The following is an 18,052-nucleotide window of genomic DNA, read 5'->3' on the forward strand; positions in this document are numbered from 1 at the left end:
CCATTTCTAATGTCTGGCCAATTCGTGTCAAGTGACAAACCACGTCATGTCGCATTTCCATCAAGCTTCACCGCATCATAGCCCGGCACGAGCAGATGGATGACCAGCAGCGCGACCAGATAGGCGCAGGCCGCGACGAGGAAGATCGGCTGATAGCTGCCGACGGTCGCGAGGATCACCCCGGCGAACTTCGCCATCAGCATGCCGCCGACCGCGCCCGACAGCCCGCCCAGCCCGATCACCGACCCCGCGCGACCGCGTGGGAACAGATCACCCGGCAGCGCGAAGACGTTGGCGGAAAAGCCCTGATGCGCCGCGCAGGCAAGCCCGATCAGCAGCACCGCCCACCACATGCTCGGCGCGTGAGTCGCGAAGGCGATCGGCAACGCGAACAAGGCGCAGACGAACATCGCCGTCTTGCGCGCGCGCCCGACACGCCAGCCGCGCAGCAGCAGCAGCGACGACAGCCAGCCGCCACCGATCGAGCCGATATCGGCGAGCACATACACCGCGACCAGCGGCGGCCCGAAATCGAGCATCTTGACGTGGTATTGCCGGTTGAAGAAATCGGGCAGCCAGAACAGGAAGGTCCACCACACCGGATCGATCAGGAAGCGACCAAGCATATAGGCCCAGGTCTGGCGCATCCCGAGCAAGGTCCGCCACGGGATCGGCCGCGCCGCCTCGGCCGGCTCATGCTCGATCCACGCCAGTTCCTCGGCCGTGACGCGCGTGTGGTCGCGCGGGCGGCGGTAGAAGCCGAGCCACGCCACCAGCCACAGGATGGTCAGCGCGCCGGTGGCGATGAACGCCATCCGCCAGCCGAACGTCAGCGCGATCACCGGCACGATCAGCGGCGTGACGATCGCGCCGACGTTCGAGCCGGCGTTGAAGATGCCGATCGCCAGCGCGCGTTCGGACTTGGGGAACCATTCGTTGGTCGCCGAGAGCGCCGCAGGGAACGCGCCCGCCTCGCCGATCGCGAGCGGCACGCGTGCGATCAGCATGCCGGTGGTCGAGGTGAACAGCGCGTGCGCGACGTGGCCGATCGTCCAAAGCGTCACCGCGACCGTATAGCCGATCCGCGCGCCGAACCGGTCGACCAGCCGCCCGAACAGCACATAAGCGAGGCCGTAGGCACCCTGAAACCAGATCGCGAGATCGGCATAGCCCTGCTCGCTCCAGCCATATTCGGCCTGGAGCGAGGGCTTGAGCACCGGCAGCACGAGCCGGTCGATATAGCTCAGTACCACCGCCGCGAACAGCAAGGCGCAGATCACCCAGCGGATGCGGCCGCGCGGCTTTCGCGGCAAGGCGGCGGACTCGCTCACCAGTTGAACATCGTGCCGTCTTCGAGCCGGTTCACCGGCAGGAAGGCGCGGTTATATTCATAGCCCTTGGCGAGGTCCTCATCGATATCGACGCCGAGGCCGGGCGCTTCGCCGGGATGCATCGCGCCGTTCGCGAAGGTATAGGCGTGCGGGAACACCGCGTCGGTCTCGGGCGTGTGGCGCATATATTCCTGCACGCCGAAATTGGGCACCGACAGATCGAAGTGCAGCGCCGCCGCCATGCACACCGGCGACAGATCAGTCGCGCCGTGGCAGCCGGTCTTGACCTGATACATATCGGCGAGCGCGGCGATGCGGCGCAGATGGGTGATGCCGCCGGCATGGACCACGGTCGCGCGGATATAGTCGATCAACTGGTTCTCGATGAGATCCTTGGCATCCCAGATCGAGTTGAAGATCTCCCCCACCGCGAGCGGCGTGGTGGTGTGCTGGCGGATCAGCTTGAACGCTTCTTGATTCTCGGCTGGCGTCGCATCCTCCAGCCAGAACGGCCGATACGGCTCGAGATCCTTGCCGAGCCGCCCCGCCTCGATCGGCGTCAGGCGGTGGTGGATGTCGTGGAGCAAGTGAACGTCCCAACCCAGCGCCTCGCGCGCCGCCTTGAACAGCTCGGGCACGACGCGCATGTATTTCGACGTGTTCCAGACGTTCTCGGTCGGCAGATCGGCGTCGGCCGGTTCGTAGAAATATTTGTCCTTCGACACGCCGTAGGTCGAGGCCATGCCGGGCACGCCGCACTGGATGCGGATCGCCTTGTAGCCCTGCGCCTGATAATCGAGCGCGACCTTGACGGTGTCCTCGATCGTGGTGCCGTTGGCATGGCCATAGACCATCACGCTCTCGCGGCTCGCGCCGCCGAGCAACTGATAGACCGGCAGGCCGGCGAGCTTGCCCTTGATGTCCCACAAGGCGGTATCGACGGCGGCGATCGCGCTCATCGTCACCGGGCCGCGCCGCCAATAGGCGCCCTTGTAGAGATACTGCCAGATATCCTCGATGCGGTGCGCGTCGCGGCCGATCAGGCAGGGGATGACGTGATCGGTCAGGTAGCTCGCCACCGACAGTTCGCGGCCATTGAGCGTCGCGTCGCCAACGCCGGTGGTGCCGTCGTCACACTCGATCTTGAGCGTGACGAAGTTGCGACCCGGCGAGGTGATGATGACTTTGGCGGATACGATCTTTGGCATGGTGCTCCTCAGGCTATTTCGAGAGTGACGGTTTTGAGATCGGCGGAGTTCGGCCCCGCCATGATGTCGAACAGGCCCGGCTCGACGACTTCGCGCATCTCGGCGTTCCACAGGCGGAACGCCTCGGGGCCAAGCTCGAAGTGAAGCGTGCGGCGCTCGCCGGGCGCAAGCGTGACGCGCTCGAACCCCTTGAGTTCGCGGACCGGGCGGCTGACTGACGAGACCTGATCGCGGATGTAGAGCTGCACCACCTCGTCGCCCGCGCGCGCGCCGGTGTTGCGGACATCGACCTCGACGGTTACGGTCCCCTCGCGCGCGATGCGCGGTGCGGACAGACGCGGCGTGCCGATCTCGAAGGTCGTATAGCTGAGGCCGAAGCCGAACGGGAACAGCGGCGCCTTGTCCGCGAACAGATAGCCGCGCAGCGCGGTCGGCTTGTGATCATAATAGAGCGGCACCTGGCCGACCTCGCGCACCACCGTCACCGGCAGCTTGGCGCCGGGGTTGATCGCGCCGAACACCGCCTCGGCGATCGCGGTGCCGCCCTCTTGCCCGACGTACCAGCATTCGAGCAGCGCGTTGGCCTGCGCGACGACGGTCGGCCAGGAGGGCGGGCGACCGTTGATCGCGATCACCACCACCGGCTTGCCGGTCGCCTTCATCGCGGCGAACAGCGCGTTCTGTTCGCCGAGCAGATCGAGATCGACGCGGTCACCGAGATGGTTGGCGGCATAGCCTTCGCGGCTGGTCTGTTCGGTGTCGCCGATCGCGAGCAGGATGACGTCGGCGGTCCTGGCGACCGCGACGGCCTCGGCGATCAGCGTGCGGTTGCGTGGCGGATCGGCGAGCTGAACGTCGTTGGCGGAGCGATCCTCGCTGCGGGTGATGAACACGCCCTGCGCGTGGACGACCTCCGCCTTACCGGCGAGATGCGCTTTGACGCCGTCAAGCAGCGAGACGGTCGCCTTGGGAACGGAGGAATAGCCGCCGAGCCGGGCGATGGCGGCATTGGGGCCGATCACCGCGACGCGCTTGAGCGCCCTGGCGTCGAGCGGCAAGGTGCCGTCGTTGACGAGCAAGGCGATGCTCTTGCGCGCCGCTTCCAGCGCGATCGCGCGGGCATCGGCATTGCCGGTGAGGCTGGCGGCGGCGCGCGGATCGGCGGGTGCCGCTTCGAACAGCCCGGCGCGGAACTTCATCGTCAGCATGCGCCGGCACGCCGCATCGACGTTGGCGAGCGGCACCGTGCCGGCGCGGACCAGATCGGCGAGCGCGCCGTAGCTCCTGCCGTCGGGCAAGTCGCAATCGACGCCAGCATCGAGCGCGATCCGCGCCGCCTCGCCCGCGTCGGCGGCGACGTGGTGGAGCGTCGCGAGTTCGCCGATCGCGGCGTAATCGCTGACGATCGCGCCGTCGAAACCCCATTCGCCGCGCAACACATCGGTCAGCAGCCAGCGGTTGCCGTGGCTCGGCACGCCGTCGATCTCGTTATACGACGGCATCACCGCGCCGATGCCGGTGCGTGACACCACCGCGCGGAACGGCGGGAAGAATGCCGAGCGCAACTCGCGCTCGCCGAGCAAGGCCGGCGCGATATTGTCGCCGGCTTGCGGCTGGCCGTGGCCGGTCATGTGCTTGAGCGTGGCGTGGACCTTGCCGGGCGCGAGTTCGCGGCCCTCGCCCTGCAATCCAACGACGGCGGCGACGCCCATCTCGCCGCACAGATAGGGATCTTCGCCGAAGGTTTCCTCGATCCGGCCCCAGCGCGGATCGCGCGCGATATCGACGACCGGCGACAGCACCAGGGTCGATCCGTGCGCGCGCACCTCGCGCGCGATGACGCTGTTGGCGCGCTGGACGAGATCGCGATCGAACGTGCCGGCGAGCGCGATCGCCTGCGGGAAGCTGGTCGCGTCGGGCGCCATATAGCCGTGCAGCCCTTCCTCGTGGAACAGGATCGGGATGCCCAGCCGCGTGCGCGTCCGCGCCCAGTCTTGCGCCGCGTTGACGAACGCGATCGTGTTGGCGGGGGTGCGCCAGCGGCCACTCACGTCGGCGCCGGTGTTGGTCGCGGTGGCGGCGCCGGCGAGGTCGGACGGACGGGTGATCTGGCCGATGCCGGAAGGATGGAGCGTGTCGGCGCGCGCGGCATCGAACCCGCCATCGGGCGCCATCACCGCGCGCTTGCGGGTGGAGAGCACATCGAGTTGCGCGACCTTTTCGTCGAGCGTCATCCGCGCCATCAGGTCGCGCACGCGCAGATCGATCGGCGCGCGCGCATCCTTATAGACCGGCAGCGCGGCCCGAGTCGCGGCGGGCAGCAGCGTCAGCATCGAGACGCCCGCGCTCCAGCGCAGGAAATCGCGACGGCTGTTCACAGCTTTGCGCACCACGACATGACCATCTCCCAGGAATTGGTCAGATCATATGCAGGGCGCGCGCGCAAATTGGAAGCGCGTTCTGACACCGGCGGCATCGATGGCCCGTCGCCACCCGGCACATCCGTAGTCGATCGTCGCATCACCAAGCCTCTCCTGCTTTTTTCTCATAAAACGCGGCATTGCTGTGCTGCCGTCGTGGTGATAGCGATATCACTCACGATACCGGGCGCCGTTGTCAATGGCGCGAACGGCGGGAGAGGCATGTGAAACTCGTAAAGACGCTGTGCGCGGGTATCGCGCTTTTTGGTATGACCACCGGCGTGGCAAACGCCGAAGATGGTTATGACCTTTGGTTGCGCTACGGCCAACCCGGCGCTGCGGCGATTTCCGTCCCGCAAAGCTCGCCGACGCTCGCTGTCGCCGCTGCCGAACTGCGGCGCGGACTGCCCCGCGCCTCACACCCGATCGTGCTGGAGCGCGCCACTGCACCCGAGGTCAGCGCGCTTGGGCTGAAGCTGGGCACGCTTGGGGGCGAAGGCTATGCGGTGCGGCAGGTGCGACTCGCCGGCCGCGCCGTCACGCTCGTCACCGGCAACAGCGACGTCGCGATCCTGTACGGCGCGTTCGCGCTGATCCGCCACGCGCACACCGGCGGCAGCGTGGATACCGCTACCCTCACCTCTGCGCCGCGCATCAAATTGCGCATGCTCGATCATTGGGACAATCTCGACGGCTCGATAGAGCGTGGCTACGCCGGGCAATCCTTGTGGGACTGGTGGACGCTCCCCGATTTCCGCGACCCGCGCTACGTGGACTATGCGCGCGCCAATGCCTCGATCGGCATCAACGGCACCGTCCTCAACAACGTCAACGCCAAGCCGGACAGCCTGACCGCGCCGTACATCGCCAAGGCGGCGGCGCTCGCCGACATCTTCCGGCCCTATGGCATCAAGGTCTATCTGTCGGCGCGCTTCTCGGCGCCGATCGAGATCGGCGGGCTGAAGACCGCCGATCCGCTCGACCCGCAGGTCGCGGCGTGGTGGAAGGCCAAGGCCGACGAAATCTACCGCGCCATCCCCGATTTCGGCGGCTTCCTCGTCAAGGCCAACAGCGAAGGCCAGCCCGGCCCGCGCGATTACCACCGCAGCCACGCCGATGGCGCCAACATGATGGCGGCGGCGGTCGCGCCGCACGGCGGCATCATCATGTGGCGCGCGTTCGTCTATGCCGAGACCAACGCCGAGGACCGCGCCAAGCAGGCGTATAGCGAGTTCAAGCCGCTCGACGGCACCTTCGCGAACAACGTGATCCTGCAGGTGAAGAACGGCGCGATCGATTTCCAGCCGCGTGAACCGTTCCATCCGCTGTTCGGCGCGATGCCGAAGACGCCGCTGATGATGGAATTCCAGATCACCAAGGAATATCTCGGCTTCGCGACTCACCTCGCCTATCTCGCGCCGCTGTTCAAGGAAACGCTCGACTCCGACACCTATGAGCGCGGCCCCGGCTCGACCGTAGCGCGGGTGATCGACGGGTCGATCGAGGGGCACAAGCTCACCGGCATCGCCGGCGTCGCCAATATCGGGCGCGACCGCGACTGGTCGGGATCGACCTTCAACCAGGCGAACTGGTATGCTTTCGGGCGGTTAGCGTGGGACCCGTCGCTGTCGTCGGAGGGGATCGCGCGCGAATGGGCCGAGCAGACGCTCGGCACCGATCCCAAAGTCGTCGATACCAGCGTGGCGATGATGCAGGGCTCGCGCGAGGCGGTGGTCGATTACATGACGCCGCTCGGCCTCGCCCACCAGATGAGCACGTCGGGCCACTACGGGCCGGCACCGTGGATCGCCGATCTCAAGCGCCCGGAATGGAATCCGGTCTATTACAATCGCGCCGACGCCAAGGGCATCGGTTTCGACCGCACCGCCACTGGCAGCGACGCGGTGTCGCAATATGCGCCGCCGCTCGCGAAGATCTTCGCCGACCCCACGCTGACGCCCGAGCGCGACCTGTTGTGGTTCCACCATGTCGCATGGGACCGGAAGATGGCATCGGGCCGCACGCTCTGGGCCGAGTTGATCGCCCATTACGATCGCGGCATCGCCTATGTCACCGGCATGCGCGCGCGCTGGGACGGGCTGAAGCCACTGGTCGATGCCGAGCGCTGGCAGAAAACCGCGACCTATCTCGCCATCCAGGAGCGCGAGGCGCGCTGGTGGCGCGACGCGAGCCTCGCCTATTGGATGTCGCTCAACCACCTGCCGCTGCCGGCGGGCGAGGCGGCACCCGAGCATGATCTTGACTGGTACAAGGGGCAGACATTCCCATTCGCGCCCGGACAGGGCAAATGAGCCGCCGTCGCGCGCGGGGGGTGCAAGGTTTTTTGCTGCTCAGCAGTGAATTGGGTTAGGGGACCGCGACCTTCCCGAGCTTGCACATTGTTCGCGGGTGCGTAAACTGGTCTGCGAAAGGTATTACATTGAAGGAACCCCGCGGCCTCCGGCGCCAACGCAACGTGCCGACGATCAACGATGTCGCGGCGCAGGCTGGCGTGTCACCGATGACGGTGAGCAGGGTCATCAACCATGAGGCGAACGTGCGCGACGAAACGCGCCGGCGTGTCGAGGAAGCGATCACCGCGCTCAACTATCGCCCCAGCGCGGCAGCGCGGACGCTGGCCGGCGGCGACGAGATCCGCATCGGCCTGCTCCATTCGAACCCGAGCTTCGCCTATCTGAGCGCGTTCCTGGTCGGCAGTCTCGATCAGGCGAGCCGCAGCAACGTGCAGATCGTCGTCGAGAAATGCGACGACGACGACAGCGGGCAATCCGCGATCGAACATCTGCTGCGCGGCCGGGTCGATGGCATCGTGCTGCCGCCGCCGCTCAGTGACTCGCCCTCGATCCTCAGCGCGCTGGAGGCGACCGATCTCCCCGTGGTGGCGGTGGCGACCAGCCATGCGCCGGACTGGGCGATGTCGGTCAGCATCGACGATCGCCAGGCCGCCTATGACATGACGCGTCACCTCGGCGCGCTCGGCCACAACCGGATCGGCTTCATCACCGGCAACCCGAATTTGACCGCGAGCGCCGAGCGGCTCGAAGGCTATCGCGCCGCGCTCATCGACCTGAAGCTGGCGGAAGCGCCCGAGCTGATCGCGGAAGGGCTGTTCACCTATCGATCGGGCCTCGATGCCGCCGATCAGTTGCTCGAACTTGCCAACCCGCCGTCGGCGATCTTCGCGTCGAACGACGACATGGCGGCAGCGGCGGTGGCGATCGCGCACCGGCGCGGGCTCGATGTGCCGGGCGATCTGACGGTGTGCGGGTTCGACGATACCGCGCTGGCGACGACGATCTGGCCCGAACTGACCACGATCCGCCAGCCGGTCATCGATATGTCGCGCATGGCGATCGACATGCTGGTCCGCGAAATCCGCGCGCGCAAGGCGAGCGACAGGAACGCGTCAGGCGCGCATCTCGTCGCCGAATATGAGCTGATCCGGCGCCAGTCCGATGCTGCGCCACGCCGCCGCCCGGCGGCCCGGCGCGGCGCACGCGCGCAGGAAGCTCTGTAAACCGTCTCGATCTGGCCGGATGATCGGCGCCAGGCTGAGCGCGAGGCGTTAAAGATTTCCGTTCGTCCTGAGTAACTGCCAAGTAGCCCGCAGGGCGTATCGAGGTAGTGTATCGAAGGACAGGACCCGCGCGATCCCCTGTGCTTCGATACGTGCTCTCGATACGGCTTCGCCTACTCGATCACTACTCAGCACGAACGGGTAAGATGATGTCGTCAGGCCCCAAAATAGGTGGGGTGCTGAAACTCGTCCAGCACCCCATCCAACTTATCCCTCCATCGCTTCCAGCTCGCGGCCGCGCGTTTCCTTGACCATCTTCTGGACGAAGAAGAACGAGATCGCCGCGAACACGGCATAGCCGGTGTAGGTCAGCGCGAGGCCCGGCGACTTGGCGAGCGTGGGGAAGCTCACCGAAATCGCCGCATTGGCGATCCACTGCGCGAAACCAGCCACCGCGAGGCCCGAACCGCGGATCTGGTTCGGGAACATCTCGCCGAGCATCACCCACATGATCGGGCCCCAGCTCATGTTGAACGAGATCGTGTAGAGGTTGGCCGCGATCAACGCGATCACGCCGTTGTGGCCCGGCAGCGTCACCGCGCCGTCGGCGCCGGTCACCGCTGTCGAGAACGCCCAGGCGACGGTGGCGAGCGTCACGGTCATGCCGGCCGACCCGATCAGCAGCAGTGGCTTGCGGCCGACCTTGTCGACCATCGCCATCGCCGCGAGGCACGCGCCGATCGAGAGGACACCCGACAGGATGTTGGTCATCAGCGCGTCGTTTTCGGAGAAGCCGACCGCTTCCCACAAGGTCGCGCCGTAATAGAAGACGACGTTGATGCCGACGAGCTGCTGGAACACCGCAAGGCCGATACCCGCCCACAGGATCGGACGGATCTTGCCGGTGGTCTTGTCGATCAGATCGGACAGCTTGGGCTTGTGGTGATCGGCGGCGAGGCTGCCGCGAATCTCGGTCACCTTACGATCGGCCTCGTTGCTGCCGAGCAGCCGGGTGAGCACGCCGCGCGCGTCCTCATCGCGGCCCTTGCTGACGAGGAAGCGCGGGCTCTCCGGGATGAAGAACAGAGCGACGAGGTAGATCGCGGCCGGGATCGCCTGGAGCCAGAACATCCAGCGCCACGCCGAGAAGCCGAACCAGAAATCAGCGGTCGAGCCGCCGGCGAAGCGCGCCAGCGCGTAATTGGCGACGAACGCGCCGGTGAGGCCGGTGATGATCATCACCTGCTGCACGCTCGACAGCCGCCCGCGGATCGCCGCCGGCGTGACTTCCGAGATGTACACCGGCGAGATGACGCTGGCCGCGCCGACGCCAAGGCCACCCATGATGCGGGCGAGGATGAACACCACCGAGCTGCCCGCCGCGCCGGCGAGCAATGCGCTGATGAGGAACAGCACGGCGGCGAGCATCATCACGCTGCGCCGGCCGATCCGGTCGGCGAGACGCCCGGCGATGAACGCGCCGATCGACGACCCGATCAGGATCGCGCCGACGTTGATGCCGAGGCCGAGCTTGCCGAGATCGAACGCGGCCTCCAGCCCCTTCTGCGTGCCGTTGATGACACCCGAATCATAGCCGAACATGAAGCCGCCGATCGTCGCCACCGCCACGATCATGGCGATGAAGCCCATATTCAGCTTCTGGTCGGGGGATAATGTCGCCGAACCTGTCACACCCTGCTCCTATTGTTGCGCCGCTACCGGCGTTCATCCCACCTGATATCGTGTCGTGCTTCGTGGATCAGCGCCAGCCCGCGTCCACCCAATAATTGTGGCCGGTACACATCCGCGCATCGTCCGAAGCCAGGAACAGCGCCAGCGCCGCGACATCGGCGGGCTGGATGCGCCCGCCGAGGCATTGCGCGGCGACGATCTCCGCCTCGCCCTCGGGCGTGTACCATTGTTCCTGGCGCGGCGTCTGGACGTTGCCGGGCACGATCGTCGAGACGCGGATGTTGTCGCGGCCGAAATCACGCGCCATCGCGCGCGTCATGCCTTCGATGCCGGCCTTGGCGGTCTCGTACAGGAGCAGTTCGGCGAGGCCGAGGTGCCAGGAGATCGACCCGAAGTTGAGGATCACGCCGCCGCCATTGGCGCGCATACCGGGCACCACCGCCTGCGCGGCGAACAGCAGGTGGCGCAGGTTGGTCGCCATCCGCTCGTCCCAATAGTCGGGCGTGATCTCGTCGATCGTGTGGCGGTCATCGCTGGCGGCGTTGTTGATGAGGACGTCGATGCCGCCGAACTCGGCGATGATCGATTCGATCGTTGCCTTGAGCAAGGCCAGATCGCGCAAGTCGCAGGGCTTGAAGATCGCGCCTTCGAACTGCGCCGCGTGGGCCGCGCCCGCCTCGGCATTGATGTCGAGAAAGGCAACACGCGCGCCGGCACGCGCGAACGCCTCGACCAGACCGGCGCCGATGCCGGTCGCGCCGCCGGTCACCAGCACGCGCTTGCCCTTGAGGCTCGGATAGACGGCGCGGTCTTCGACAGGAAGGAGTGCGGTGCTCACGCTGCGCCGCCGAGCAGGCCGCGCGCGGCGAGGTTGGCAATGAACGCGCCGATGCCGGTTTCCCACGGCGCCGCGTCGCGCGAATAGACCACGCGGTTGACCAGTTCGCCGAGCCGCGCGCTCTCGATCCGCACCGTATCGCCGACCTTGTGGGTGAAGCCCCGGCCCGGCTCGTCACGGTCCTGCACCGGCGCGAACAGCGTGCCGAGGAACAGCACGAAGCCGTCGGGATATTGATGCTCGCTCAGCGTCTGCTTGACGAGATCGAGCGGATCGCGGCTGATCTCGGCCATGTTGCTCGCACCTTCGAGGCGGTAATTGTCCTCGCCTTCGATGGTGAGGCGAACCTCGGCCTTGCGCACGTCGTCGATCGTGAAGCTGTCGTCGAACAACCGCACGAACGGCCCGAGCGAGCACGATGCGTTATTGTCCTTGGCCTTGCCGAGCAGCAGCGCCGAGCGTCCCTCGAAATCGCGCAGGTTGACGTCGTTGCCGAGGCACGCGCCGACCGCCTGGCCTTTGCTGTCGACGAGCAGCGCGATTTCCGGCTCTGGGTTGTTCCAGCTCGAATCGGAGCGGATGCCGATCTCGGCACCGGCGCCGACGGTGGAGAGCACCGGCGCCTTGGTGAACACTTCGGCATCGGGGCCGATCGCGACTTCGAGATATTGCGACCACAGGCCAGCCTCGACCAGCGCCGCCTTGAGTTCGGCCGCCTCGGCCGAACCGGGCACGACCGAGCGGATCGAGCCGCCGACGCGCGCTTCGAGGCTGTCGCGGATCGCGCCGGCAGCGGCCCAGTCACCGCGCGCGCGCTCTTCGATAACGCGCTCGACCGCCGACACCGCGAAGGTGACGCCGCACGCCTTCACGCATTGCAGATCGACCGGGCTGATGACGGTGACATCGGCATGGTCGAGCGCGCCGAGCGACACGCCGCCCGCGCCGGAAAAATCGCCCGTTTCGACCAGCGCCGAAACGGTCGGCGCGACTCGGGACATGTCGAACAGTTCGCCGCCGATGACCAGCACCGGGCTCGGGCCTTGCGCGGTCTGCACACGACCGAGGAAACGCCCGGCCTGCCAGTCGCTTGGCAAGCTGTTCTGAATTGCGGTCCCGCCCCTCATATCCCACTCCGGTCGTCTATTAGATTTGATAGCGCTACCAGCACGGCAGGGCCAGCGCTGTCAATAGGACAGGCCAATGGGGTACGCCAGACCGTATGTTCGCCCCACGTTTGCGCTATCGTATCTGCTTAAAGACGCGATGATATCGGCGTATAGCGGGCAGCATGGCGAGCCGCACCGACGACAATTTGCTGGGCACCTATTTGCGCGACCGGCGTACCCGGCTCGATCCGGCGGTGCTTGGCTTCGCGCCGGGCCGCCGCCGCACGCCCGGCCTGCGCCGCGAGGAAGTCGCGCAGCGCGCGCATATCAGCGCGACCTGGTACACCTGGCTCGAACAGGGGCGCGGCGGCGCGCCCTCGGCCGACGTGCTCAACCGCATCGCGCGCGCGCTGATGCTGACCGATGTCGAACGCGAGCATATCTTCCTGCTCGCGCTCGGCCGCCCGCCCGAGGTGCGCTATCAATCGAGCGACGGCGTCACGCCGCGGCTGCAACGCGTGCTCGATGCGCTCGGCAATTGCCCCGCGCTCATCAAGACGCTGACCTGGGATGTGGTGGCGTGGAATCGCGCCGCAGCCTTGGTGCTGACCGATTACGGCGCGCTGCCGCCCGACAAGCGCAACATCCTGCGCTTCCTGTTCTGCGATCCCCGCGTCCGCGCCGCGCAATATGATTGGGAGAGTGTCGCCCGCTTCGTCGTCGCGGCGTTCCGCGCCGACGTGACACGCGCTGGCGCCACCGCGCAGGCGAGCGCGCTGGTCGAGGAACTGTCCGCCACGAGTGCCGATTTCGCGCGGCTGTGGGCGGATAACGACGTGCGCTATTACGGCGGGGGTTTGAAGCAGTTGCGCCATCCGGTGCTTGGGCCGATCGCGTTCGAATATTCGGCGTTCGCGGTCGATGGCCGGCCCGATCTCGGGCTGATCGTCTACAACCCCGCCACCGAAGACGACGCGGCGCGGATCGACGCGATGCTGCACCCCGAACGCGACCAGACCCCGGGCTTTTTTGCGCGATAGGTGGCGGCGACGGCGGCGCGGTGGCAAGACACCCCGGATGCGTCGCCTACTGCCTCTCATTCTGTTGCTCGCTGCCGGCGGGTGCGACTCGCGATCGGATGCGGGCGCGGTGGTGGTCAGCGCGATTGGCGGCGCGCCCACGCTGGCCGATCCGGCGCGTGGGAGCCTCACCACGCCCGACCGGCTGCTGCTCGATTCGGCCGCGCAGGGGCTGGTGCGCTTCGACGCGGCGGGGCAGATCGAACCCGGCCTCGCCGAGCGCTGGACCGTGCTTGATGACGGCCGCAGCTACATCTTCCGCATCCGCGATGCGACGTGGAGCGACGGCGAGCCCGTCACCGCCGCCGAGGTGGTCACGATCCTCAAGCGCCAGCTTTCGCCAGCCTCGCGCAACCCGCTGCGCCCGTTCCTCACCGCGATCCACGAAATCGTCGAGATGACGCCCGAGGTGATCGAGGTGCGGCTGAGCCGGCCACGCCCCGATCTGCTCAAGCTGTTCGCGCAGCCCGAACTCGCCATCCTGCGCGCCCGCCCGCCCGGTGGCAGCGGACCGTTCCGCGCCGGCACCGTCCGGCGCGACGGGGTGATACTGCACCCGGCGCTCGACCCGAACCGTGCCGAGGACGACGACGCCACGGCGCCGCCCCGGCAAGCCTCGGTACGGCTGATCGGCGAACGCGCGGCGAAAGCGATCCTGCATTTCCAGCATCATGACACCAGTCTCGTCACGGGTGGCACGTTCACTGACTGGCCGCTGCTTGCGCAGGCGTCGATCGCGCCCGCCGCGTTGCGGGTCGATCCGGCGGCGGGGGTGTTCGGGCTGGCCATCGCCGATCGCACCGGCTTCCTCGCCGATCCCGGCAACCGCGCCGCGATCGCGCAGGTGATCGACCGCAACGCGATCGTCGCCGCGTTCGCGCCCGGCTGGGCGGCGACGCTGAGCATCCTGCCCGAACAGCTCGATTCCGCCGCGCCGCCCGCCGTGCCGACCTGGCAGCAGGCCGGGGCGATCAACCTCTCCCCGGCGGAGCGCGTGCAGCAATGGCGCCAGATGCACCCGCTGCCTTTGTACCTGCGCGTCGCGCTGCCGGCTGGGCCGGGCGCGACGATCCTCTACGGGCATGTCGCCGCCGCGCTCGTGCGGATCGGCATCGTGCCGCAGCGGGTGGCGCTGAATGACCCCGCCGACCTGCGGTTGGTCGATGCGGTCGCGCCGTATGACAGCGCGCGCTGGTATCTGGCGATGGCGTGCCAACCGTGCGGCGACACCGCGCAGGCCGCGATCGACGCCGCGCGCGACGCGCCGACGCTGGCCGAGCGCGGGCGCCATATCGCCGATGCCGACGCCGCGCTCGCCGCCGATGTCGCGTTCGTGCCGATCGCGCGGCCACTGCGCTGGTCGCTGGTTTCGGCGCGGCTCAAGGCGTGGGCCGGGAACCCGCGCGCATGGCATCCGTTGAATCGGCTACGCAGCGACACCAATTGAGGTGACATGACCCAGGCAACCCGCATCAAGCCCGAACCGCTCCACCGTTTCGCCTCCGGCTATGTCGGCAAGGACGCCGCCGCCGTGCGCAAGCGCATCGAGGCGATGGAGCATCTGCTCGAAGGGCTGTTCGTCATCCCCGGCATCAACCGGAAGATCGGTCTCGACGTGATCCTCGACCTGATCCCGGTCGGTGGCGACGCGGTCGGCGCGGCGATGGGCGCGTGGATGGTGTGGGAGGCGCGCAACCTCGGCATGTCCAAGACGCAGATCGCGCGGATGATGGGCAACGTCGGCATCGACTTCGCGCTCGGGCTGATCCCGTTCATCGGCGCGATTCCCGATGCGCTGTTCCGATCGAACACGCGCAATCTGAAGATCATCCACAAGCATCTCGACAAACATCATCCGTCGATCGCGGTGGTCGAGCAGCGGTAATCACCGTCGCCCCGGCGTAGGCCGGGGCCGCTGGGTTTTGGGCGACCGGATCGCCAAATTACGTAACGGCCCCGGCCTGCGCCGGGGCGACGGTTTAGCGGCGGCCGCGCCAGATTTTTAGCGGCGCTCCCGCAGCGACCCCACCGGAATTGGGCTTGCACCGCTCATACGCGAAGCTCTTGTCGAGGCACAGCCAGAGTTCGTCGAGCCAGCCCCTGCGGTTGGCGGTCACGCGGATCGCACTGGCCGGCAGACCCGGATTGGCCGCCGCGAACGCCGCCGCGAAATCGCCCGCCGTCAGCGGCCGGCGCGAGAGCGCGTTCATGTCGGGGTAGCGCAGCTTCGCGTACAGTCCGGTCGAGCGCTTGAAATACTCCGCAGGCGTGGTCGGCATGCAGGTGCCGTGCTTGGCCCATTCGTGCTGGAGCAACTGCGCCGACGGCGTCGAGCACAGATGCTGCTTGATGAGCGCGGCCGGCAGGATCGGCGTCGCCTGGCAATATTGCGGCCACTCCGCCCCCACCCCGTCCGGCCACAGCCCATGCAGCGTGAAGCCGAAGCGGTTGCCGCCGCCGCATTCGATCTGCGCACCCGCGTCGCGGCGGTGCGCCTGGCAATATTCGGGCGCCCAGGTGAGCGCGAGCGTGTAGCTGCCGATCGGCAGATTGCGCATCGGCTCCTTAATCGACGGCAGTTCGGGGCGCGGGGCCGGCACAAAGGCGGGGATCGCGCATTGCAACGCCTGCGCGCTCGCGACACCGGGCAAGGCCAGCGCCAGCAGCGGCAGGATGTACGACAGTTTCATGCGGCGTCTCCCCTCGTGTCCGGTCGCCATCGCCTTCACAGCGCGGCGAAATCAAGCCCGATATCGGCGGCGGGCGCCGACTGGGTGATGCGCCCGACGCTGACATAGGTCACGCCGCTCTCGGCAATCGCGCGGATCGTATCGAGCCGCACCCCACCCGAGGCTTCGGTCGGCACGCGGCCAGCCACCAAGGCGACCGCCTCGCGCAGCATGTCGGGCGCCATATTGTCGAGCAGCAGGTGCGTCGCGCCCGCGTCAAGTGCGGGCGCGATCTGGGCGAGCGTATCGACTTCGGCGATGATGCTCGCGATCCCCGCCGCCTTCGCGCGCCGCACCGCCTCGCCGATATCGCCAGCGACCGCGACGTGATTGTCCTTGATCATCGCCGAATCCCACAGCCCCATGCGGTGGTTGGTGGCGCCGCCCATGCGAGTCGCATATTTCTCCAGCACGCGCAGGCCGGGGATGGTCTTGCGCGTGTCGAGCAGGGTCGCGCCGGTGCCGGCGATCGCATCGACATAGGCGCGGGTCAGCGTGGCGATGCCCGACAGATGTTGCACGGTGTTGAGCGCGGAGCGCTCGGCGGTAAGCATCGCGCGCGCGGCCCCTTCGAGCCGGAGCAGCTCAGTACCCGGCGCGACCTGATCGCCGTCCTCGACCAGCCGGGTGATCGCCACACTCGGATCGAGCGAACGGAAGAACGCTTCGGCCACGCCCAGCCCCGCCACGACGATCGCGTCGCGGCTGTCCATCACGCCGGTGAAGCGCGCCTCGGCAGGGATCACCGCCGCCGCCGTGATGTCGCCTGCGTCCCCCATATCCTCGGCGAGCGTCGCCGCGACGAAAGCATCCAGATCGAAGCGGTCGAGGTGAAAGCGCATGCGGGCATCCGGCAGGTGAACGACGCGCTGCCCTTGCCAGATCGCGCGGCGGACGAACAGCCGGCAATGCCACATCAGGCCGGCGCGACGCACTGCGCCGGAAAGCGATCAATTGCCGGTCGCCGCCAGGAACTGGGCTGGATAGCGCTCGCCCTCGACATCGATCTCGGCCAGCGCGGTACGAATGTCGGCGAGATCGCCGTCGTTCAGCATGACATTCACCGCGCCGAGATTCTCCTCCAGCCGGTGGTGCTTGGTGGTGCCGGGGATCGGCACGATCCACGGGCGCTGGGCGAGCAGCCACGCCAGCGCGATCTGCGCCGGGGTCGCTTGCTTGGCGTCGGCGATCGTCCTGATCCGGCCGATCAGCGCCTGGTTCTTCGTCATCGCCTCGGGGGTGAAACGCGGCAGCAGCTTGCGGAAATCGCCTTCGGAAAGCTGGCTGTCAGCGCCCATCGCGCCGGTGAGGAAGCCCCTGCCGAGCGGGCTGTACGGCACGAAGCCGATACCGAGTTCGGCACATGCGTCGAGGATGCCGTTGGTCTCTGGCCCGCGCGTCCACAGCGAATATTCGTTCTGGAGTGCCGCGACCGGCTGGACCACATGCGCGCGGCGCACCGTCGCCACGCCGGCTTCGGACAGGCCGAAATGCTTGACCTTGCCCTCGGCGATGAGATCCCGGACCGTTCCGGCGACATCCTCGATCGGCACTTCGGTATCGACGCGGTGCTGGTAGAACAGATCGATCACCTCGACGCCGAGCCGCTTGAGCGAGGCGTCGCATACCGCGCGGATATGGTCGGGCCGGCTGTTGAGGCCGCCGGCCACGCCCTTATCGGCGTTGAAGCCGAACTTGGTCGCGATCACCACCTGCTCGCGCACCGGGCGCAGCGCCTCGCCGACGATCTCCTCATTGGTGAACGGGCCATAGACTTCGGCGGTGTCGAAAAAGGTGACGCCGAGATCGACCGCAGTGCGGATCAGCGCGACGCTCTCGTCCCTGCCGAGCGCTTGGCCGTAGCTGAAGTTCAATCCCATGCAGCCGAAGCCGAGCGCCGAGACCTCGAGACCGCTGGTGCCGAGCGTGCGTGTTTCCATGTGCGATACTCCTGTGCGCCGGTGACATGCGCCATCGGTGGGTGGGAGATAGGCTTCTGGGTGGTGGCTGATTAGGGCGTGGATGTGGGATGAGGTTATGCGGCGCGTTCATGAGTGTCGGTCGCATTGATGCACGTAAAAGCCCTCTCCCCTCCGGGGAGCGGCGGG

Annotated in this window: 14 protein-coding genes; 5 read left to right on the forward strand and 9 right to left on the reverse strand. The window is 67.3% G+C overall.

All coding sequences use genetic code 11. The features are described 5' to 3' along the window. Positions 1-44 precede the first annotated feature (44 nt). From EWE75_RS12590 to EWE75_RS12600, 3 genes are read right to left on the reverse strand one after another with little or no spacing between them, the layout of a single operon-like run. Positions 45-1,331, reverse strand: coding sequence for an MFS transporter (locus tag EWE75_RS12590; RefSeq protein WP_130157965.1), 1,287 nt, complete (start codon positions 1,329-1,331; stop codon positions 45-47). Then, positions 1,328-2,539, reverse strand: coding sequence for a D-mannonate dehydratase ManD (manD, locus tag EWE75_RS12595; RefSeq protein WP_130157967.1), 1,212 nt, complete (start codon positions 2,537-2,539; stop codon positions 1,328-1,330). Before manD ends, EWE75_RS12590 begins: the two co-directional genes overlap by 4 nt. 8 nt (positions 2,540-2,547) lie before the next feature. After that, a complete protein-coding gene (locus EWE75_RS12600) occupies positions 2,548-4,872 on the reverse strand; it encodes a glycoside hydrolase family 3 N-terminal domain-containing protein (RefSeq protein ID WP_206364757.1) in 2,325 nt (774 codons plus the stop codon). Positions 4,873-5,228: 356 nt separating this feature from the next. On the opposite strand from EWE75_RS12600, the gene EWE75_RS12605 reads away from it, so the two are divergent. Together EWE75_RS12605 and EWE75_RS12610 are read left to right on the forward strand one after the other, a co-directional pair. After that, positions 5,229-7,271 carry an alpha-glucuronidase family glycosyl hydrolase gene (locus EWE75_RS12605; RefSeq protein ID WP_130158004.1) on the forward strand — a complete coding sequence of 681 codons (2,043 nt, stop codon included), beginning with the start codon at positions 5,229-5,231 and terminating at the stop codon, positions 7,269-7,271. 128 nt (positions 7,272-7,399) lie between these two features. After that, on the forward strand, positions 7,400-8,497 hold the full coding sequence (locus EWE75_RS12610) for a LacI family DNA-binding transcriptional regulator (protein WP_130157969.1): 1,098 nt from the start codon (positions 7,400-7,402) through the stop codon (positions 8,495-8,497). A 267-nt stretch (positions 8,498-8,764) separates the two neighbouring features. Here EWE75_RS12610 and EWE75_RS12615 read toward each other — a convergent pair whose 3' ends face one another. The 3 genes from EWE75_RS12615 to EWE75_RS12625 all read right to left on the reverse strand — a co-directional run bounded on the left by EWE75_RS12615 (position 8,765) and on the right by EWE75_RS12625 (position 12,154). Then, positions 8,765-10,147, reverse strand: a complete 1,383-nt coding sequence (locus tag EWE75_RS12615; RefSeq protein ID WP_130158006.1) for a sugar porter family MFS transporter — start codon at positions 10,145-10,147, stop codon at positions 8,765-8,767. Positions 10,148-10,256: 109 nt separating this feature from the next. After that, complete coding sequence (gene xylB, locus EWE75_RS12620) at positions 10,257-11,027, reverse strand: D-xylose 1-dehydrogenase (protein WP_130157971.1); 771 nt, start codon at positions 11,025-11,027, stop codon at positions 10,257-10,259. After that, positions 11,024-12,154, reverse strand: coding sequence for a fumarylacetoacetate hydrolase family protein (locus EWE75_RS12625; RefSeq protein WP_130157973.1), 1,131 nt, complete (start codon positions 12,152-12,154; stop codon positions 11,024-11,026). Before EWE75_RS12625 ends, xylB begins: the two co-directional genes overlap by 4 nt. Positions 12,155-12,318: 164 nt before the next feature. Between EWE75_RS12625 and EWE75_RS12630 the strand changes: the two genes are divergently transcribed. From EWE75_RS12630 to EWE75_RS12640, 3 genes are read left to right on the forward strand one after another with little or no spacing between them, the layout of a single operon-like run. Next, positions 12,319-13,176, forward strand: a complete 858-nt coding sequence (locus EWE75_RS12630) for a helix-turn-helix transcriptional regulator (RefSeq protein ID WP_130157975.1) — start codon at positions 12,319-12,321, stop codon at positions 13,174-13,176. A 37-nt stretch (positions 13,177-13,213) separates the two neighbouring features. Next, complete coding sequence (locus EWE75_RS12635; RefSeq protein WP_130157978.1) at positions 13,214-14,662, forward strand: ABC transporter substrate-binding protein; 1,449 nt, start codon at positions 13,214-13,216, stop codon at positions 14,660-14,662. Positions 14,663-14,668: 6 nt separating this feature from the next. Next, entirely contained in the window at positions 14,669-15,100 is a 432-nt protein-coding gene (locus EWE75_RS12640) for a DUF4112 domain-containing protein (protein WP_130157980.1), read from the forward strand. A gap of 94 nt (positions 15,101-15,194) precedes the next feature. On the opposite strand, the gene EWE75_RS12645 is transcribed toward EWE75_RS12640, so the two are convergent. The 3 genes from EWE75_RS12645 to EWE75_RS12655 all read right to left on the reverse strand — a co-directional run bounded on the left by EWE75_RS12645 (position 15,195) and on the right by EWE75_RS12655 (position 17,884). After that, positions 15,195-15,905: a ribonuclease T2 family protein gene (locus EWE75_RS12645; protein WP_130157982.1), complete on the reverse strand. Its 711-nt coding sequence runs from the start codon at positions 15,903-15,905 to the stop codon at positions 15,195-15,197. Positions 15,906-15,940: 35 nt separating this feature from the next. Then, positions 15,941-16,786, reverse strand: a complete 846-nt coding sequence (gene nadC, locus EWE75_RS12650; RefSeq protein ID WP_130158008.1) for a carboxylating nicotinate-nucleotide diphosphorylase — start codon at positions 16,784-16,786, stop codon at positions 15,941-15,943. Positions 16,787-16,894: 108 nt separating this feature from the next. After that, positions 16,895-17,884, reverse strand: a complete 990-nt coding sequence (locus tag EWE75_RS12655; protein WP_130157984.1) for an aldo/keto reductase — start codon at positions 17,882-17,884, stop codon at positions 16,895-16,897. Positions 17,885-18,052 lie beyond the last annotated feature (168 nt).

This window comes from Sphingomonas populi, from assembly GCF_004208535.1.
GTDB lineage: Bacteria > Pseudomonadota > Alphaproteobacteria > Sphingomonadales > Sphingomonadaceae > Sphingomonas > Sphingomonas populi.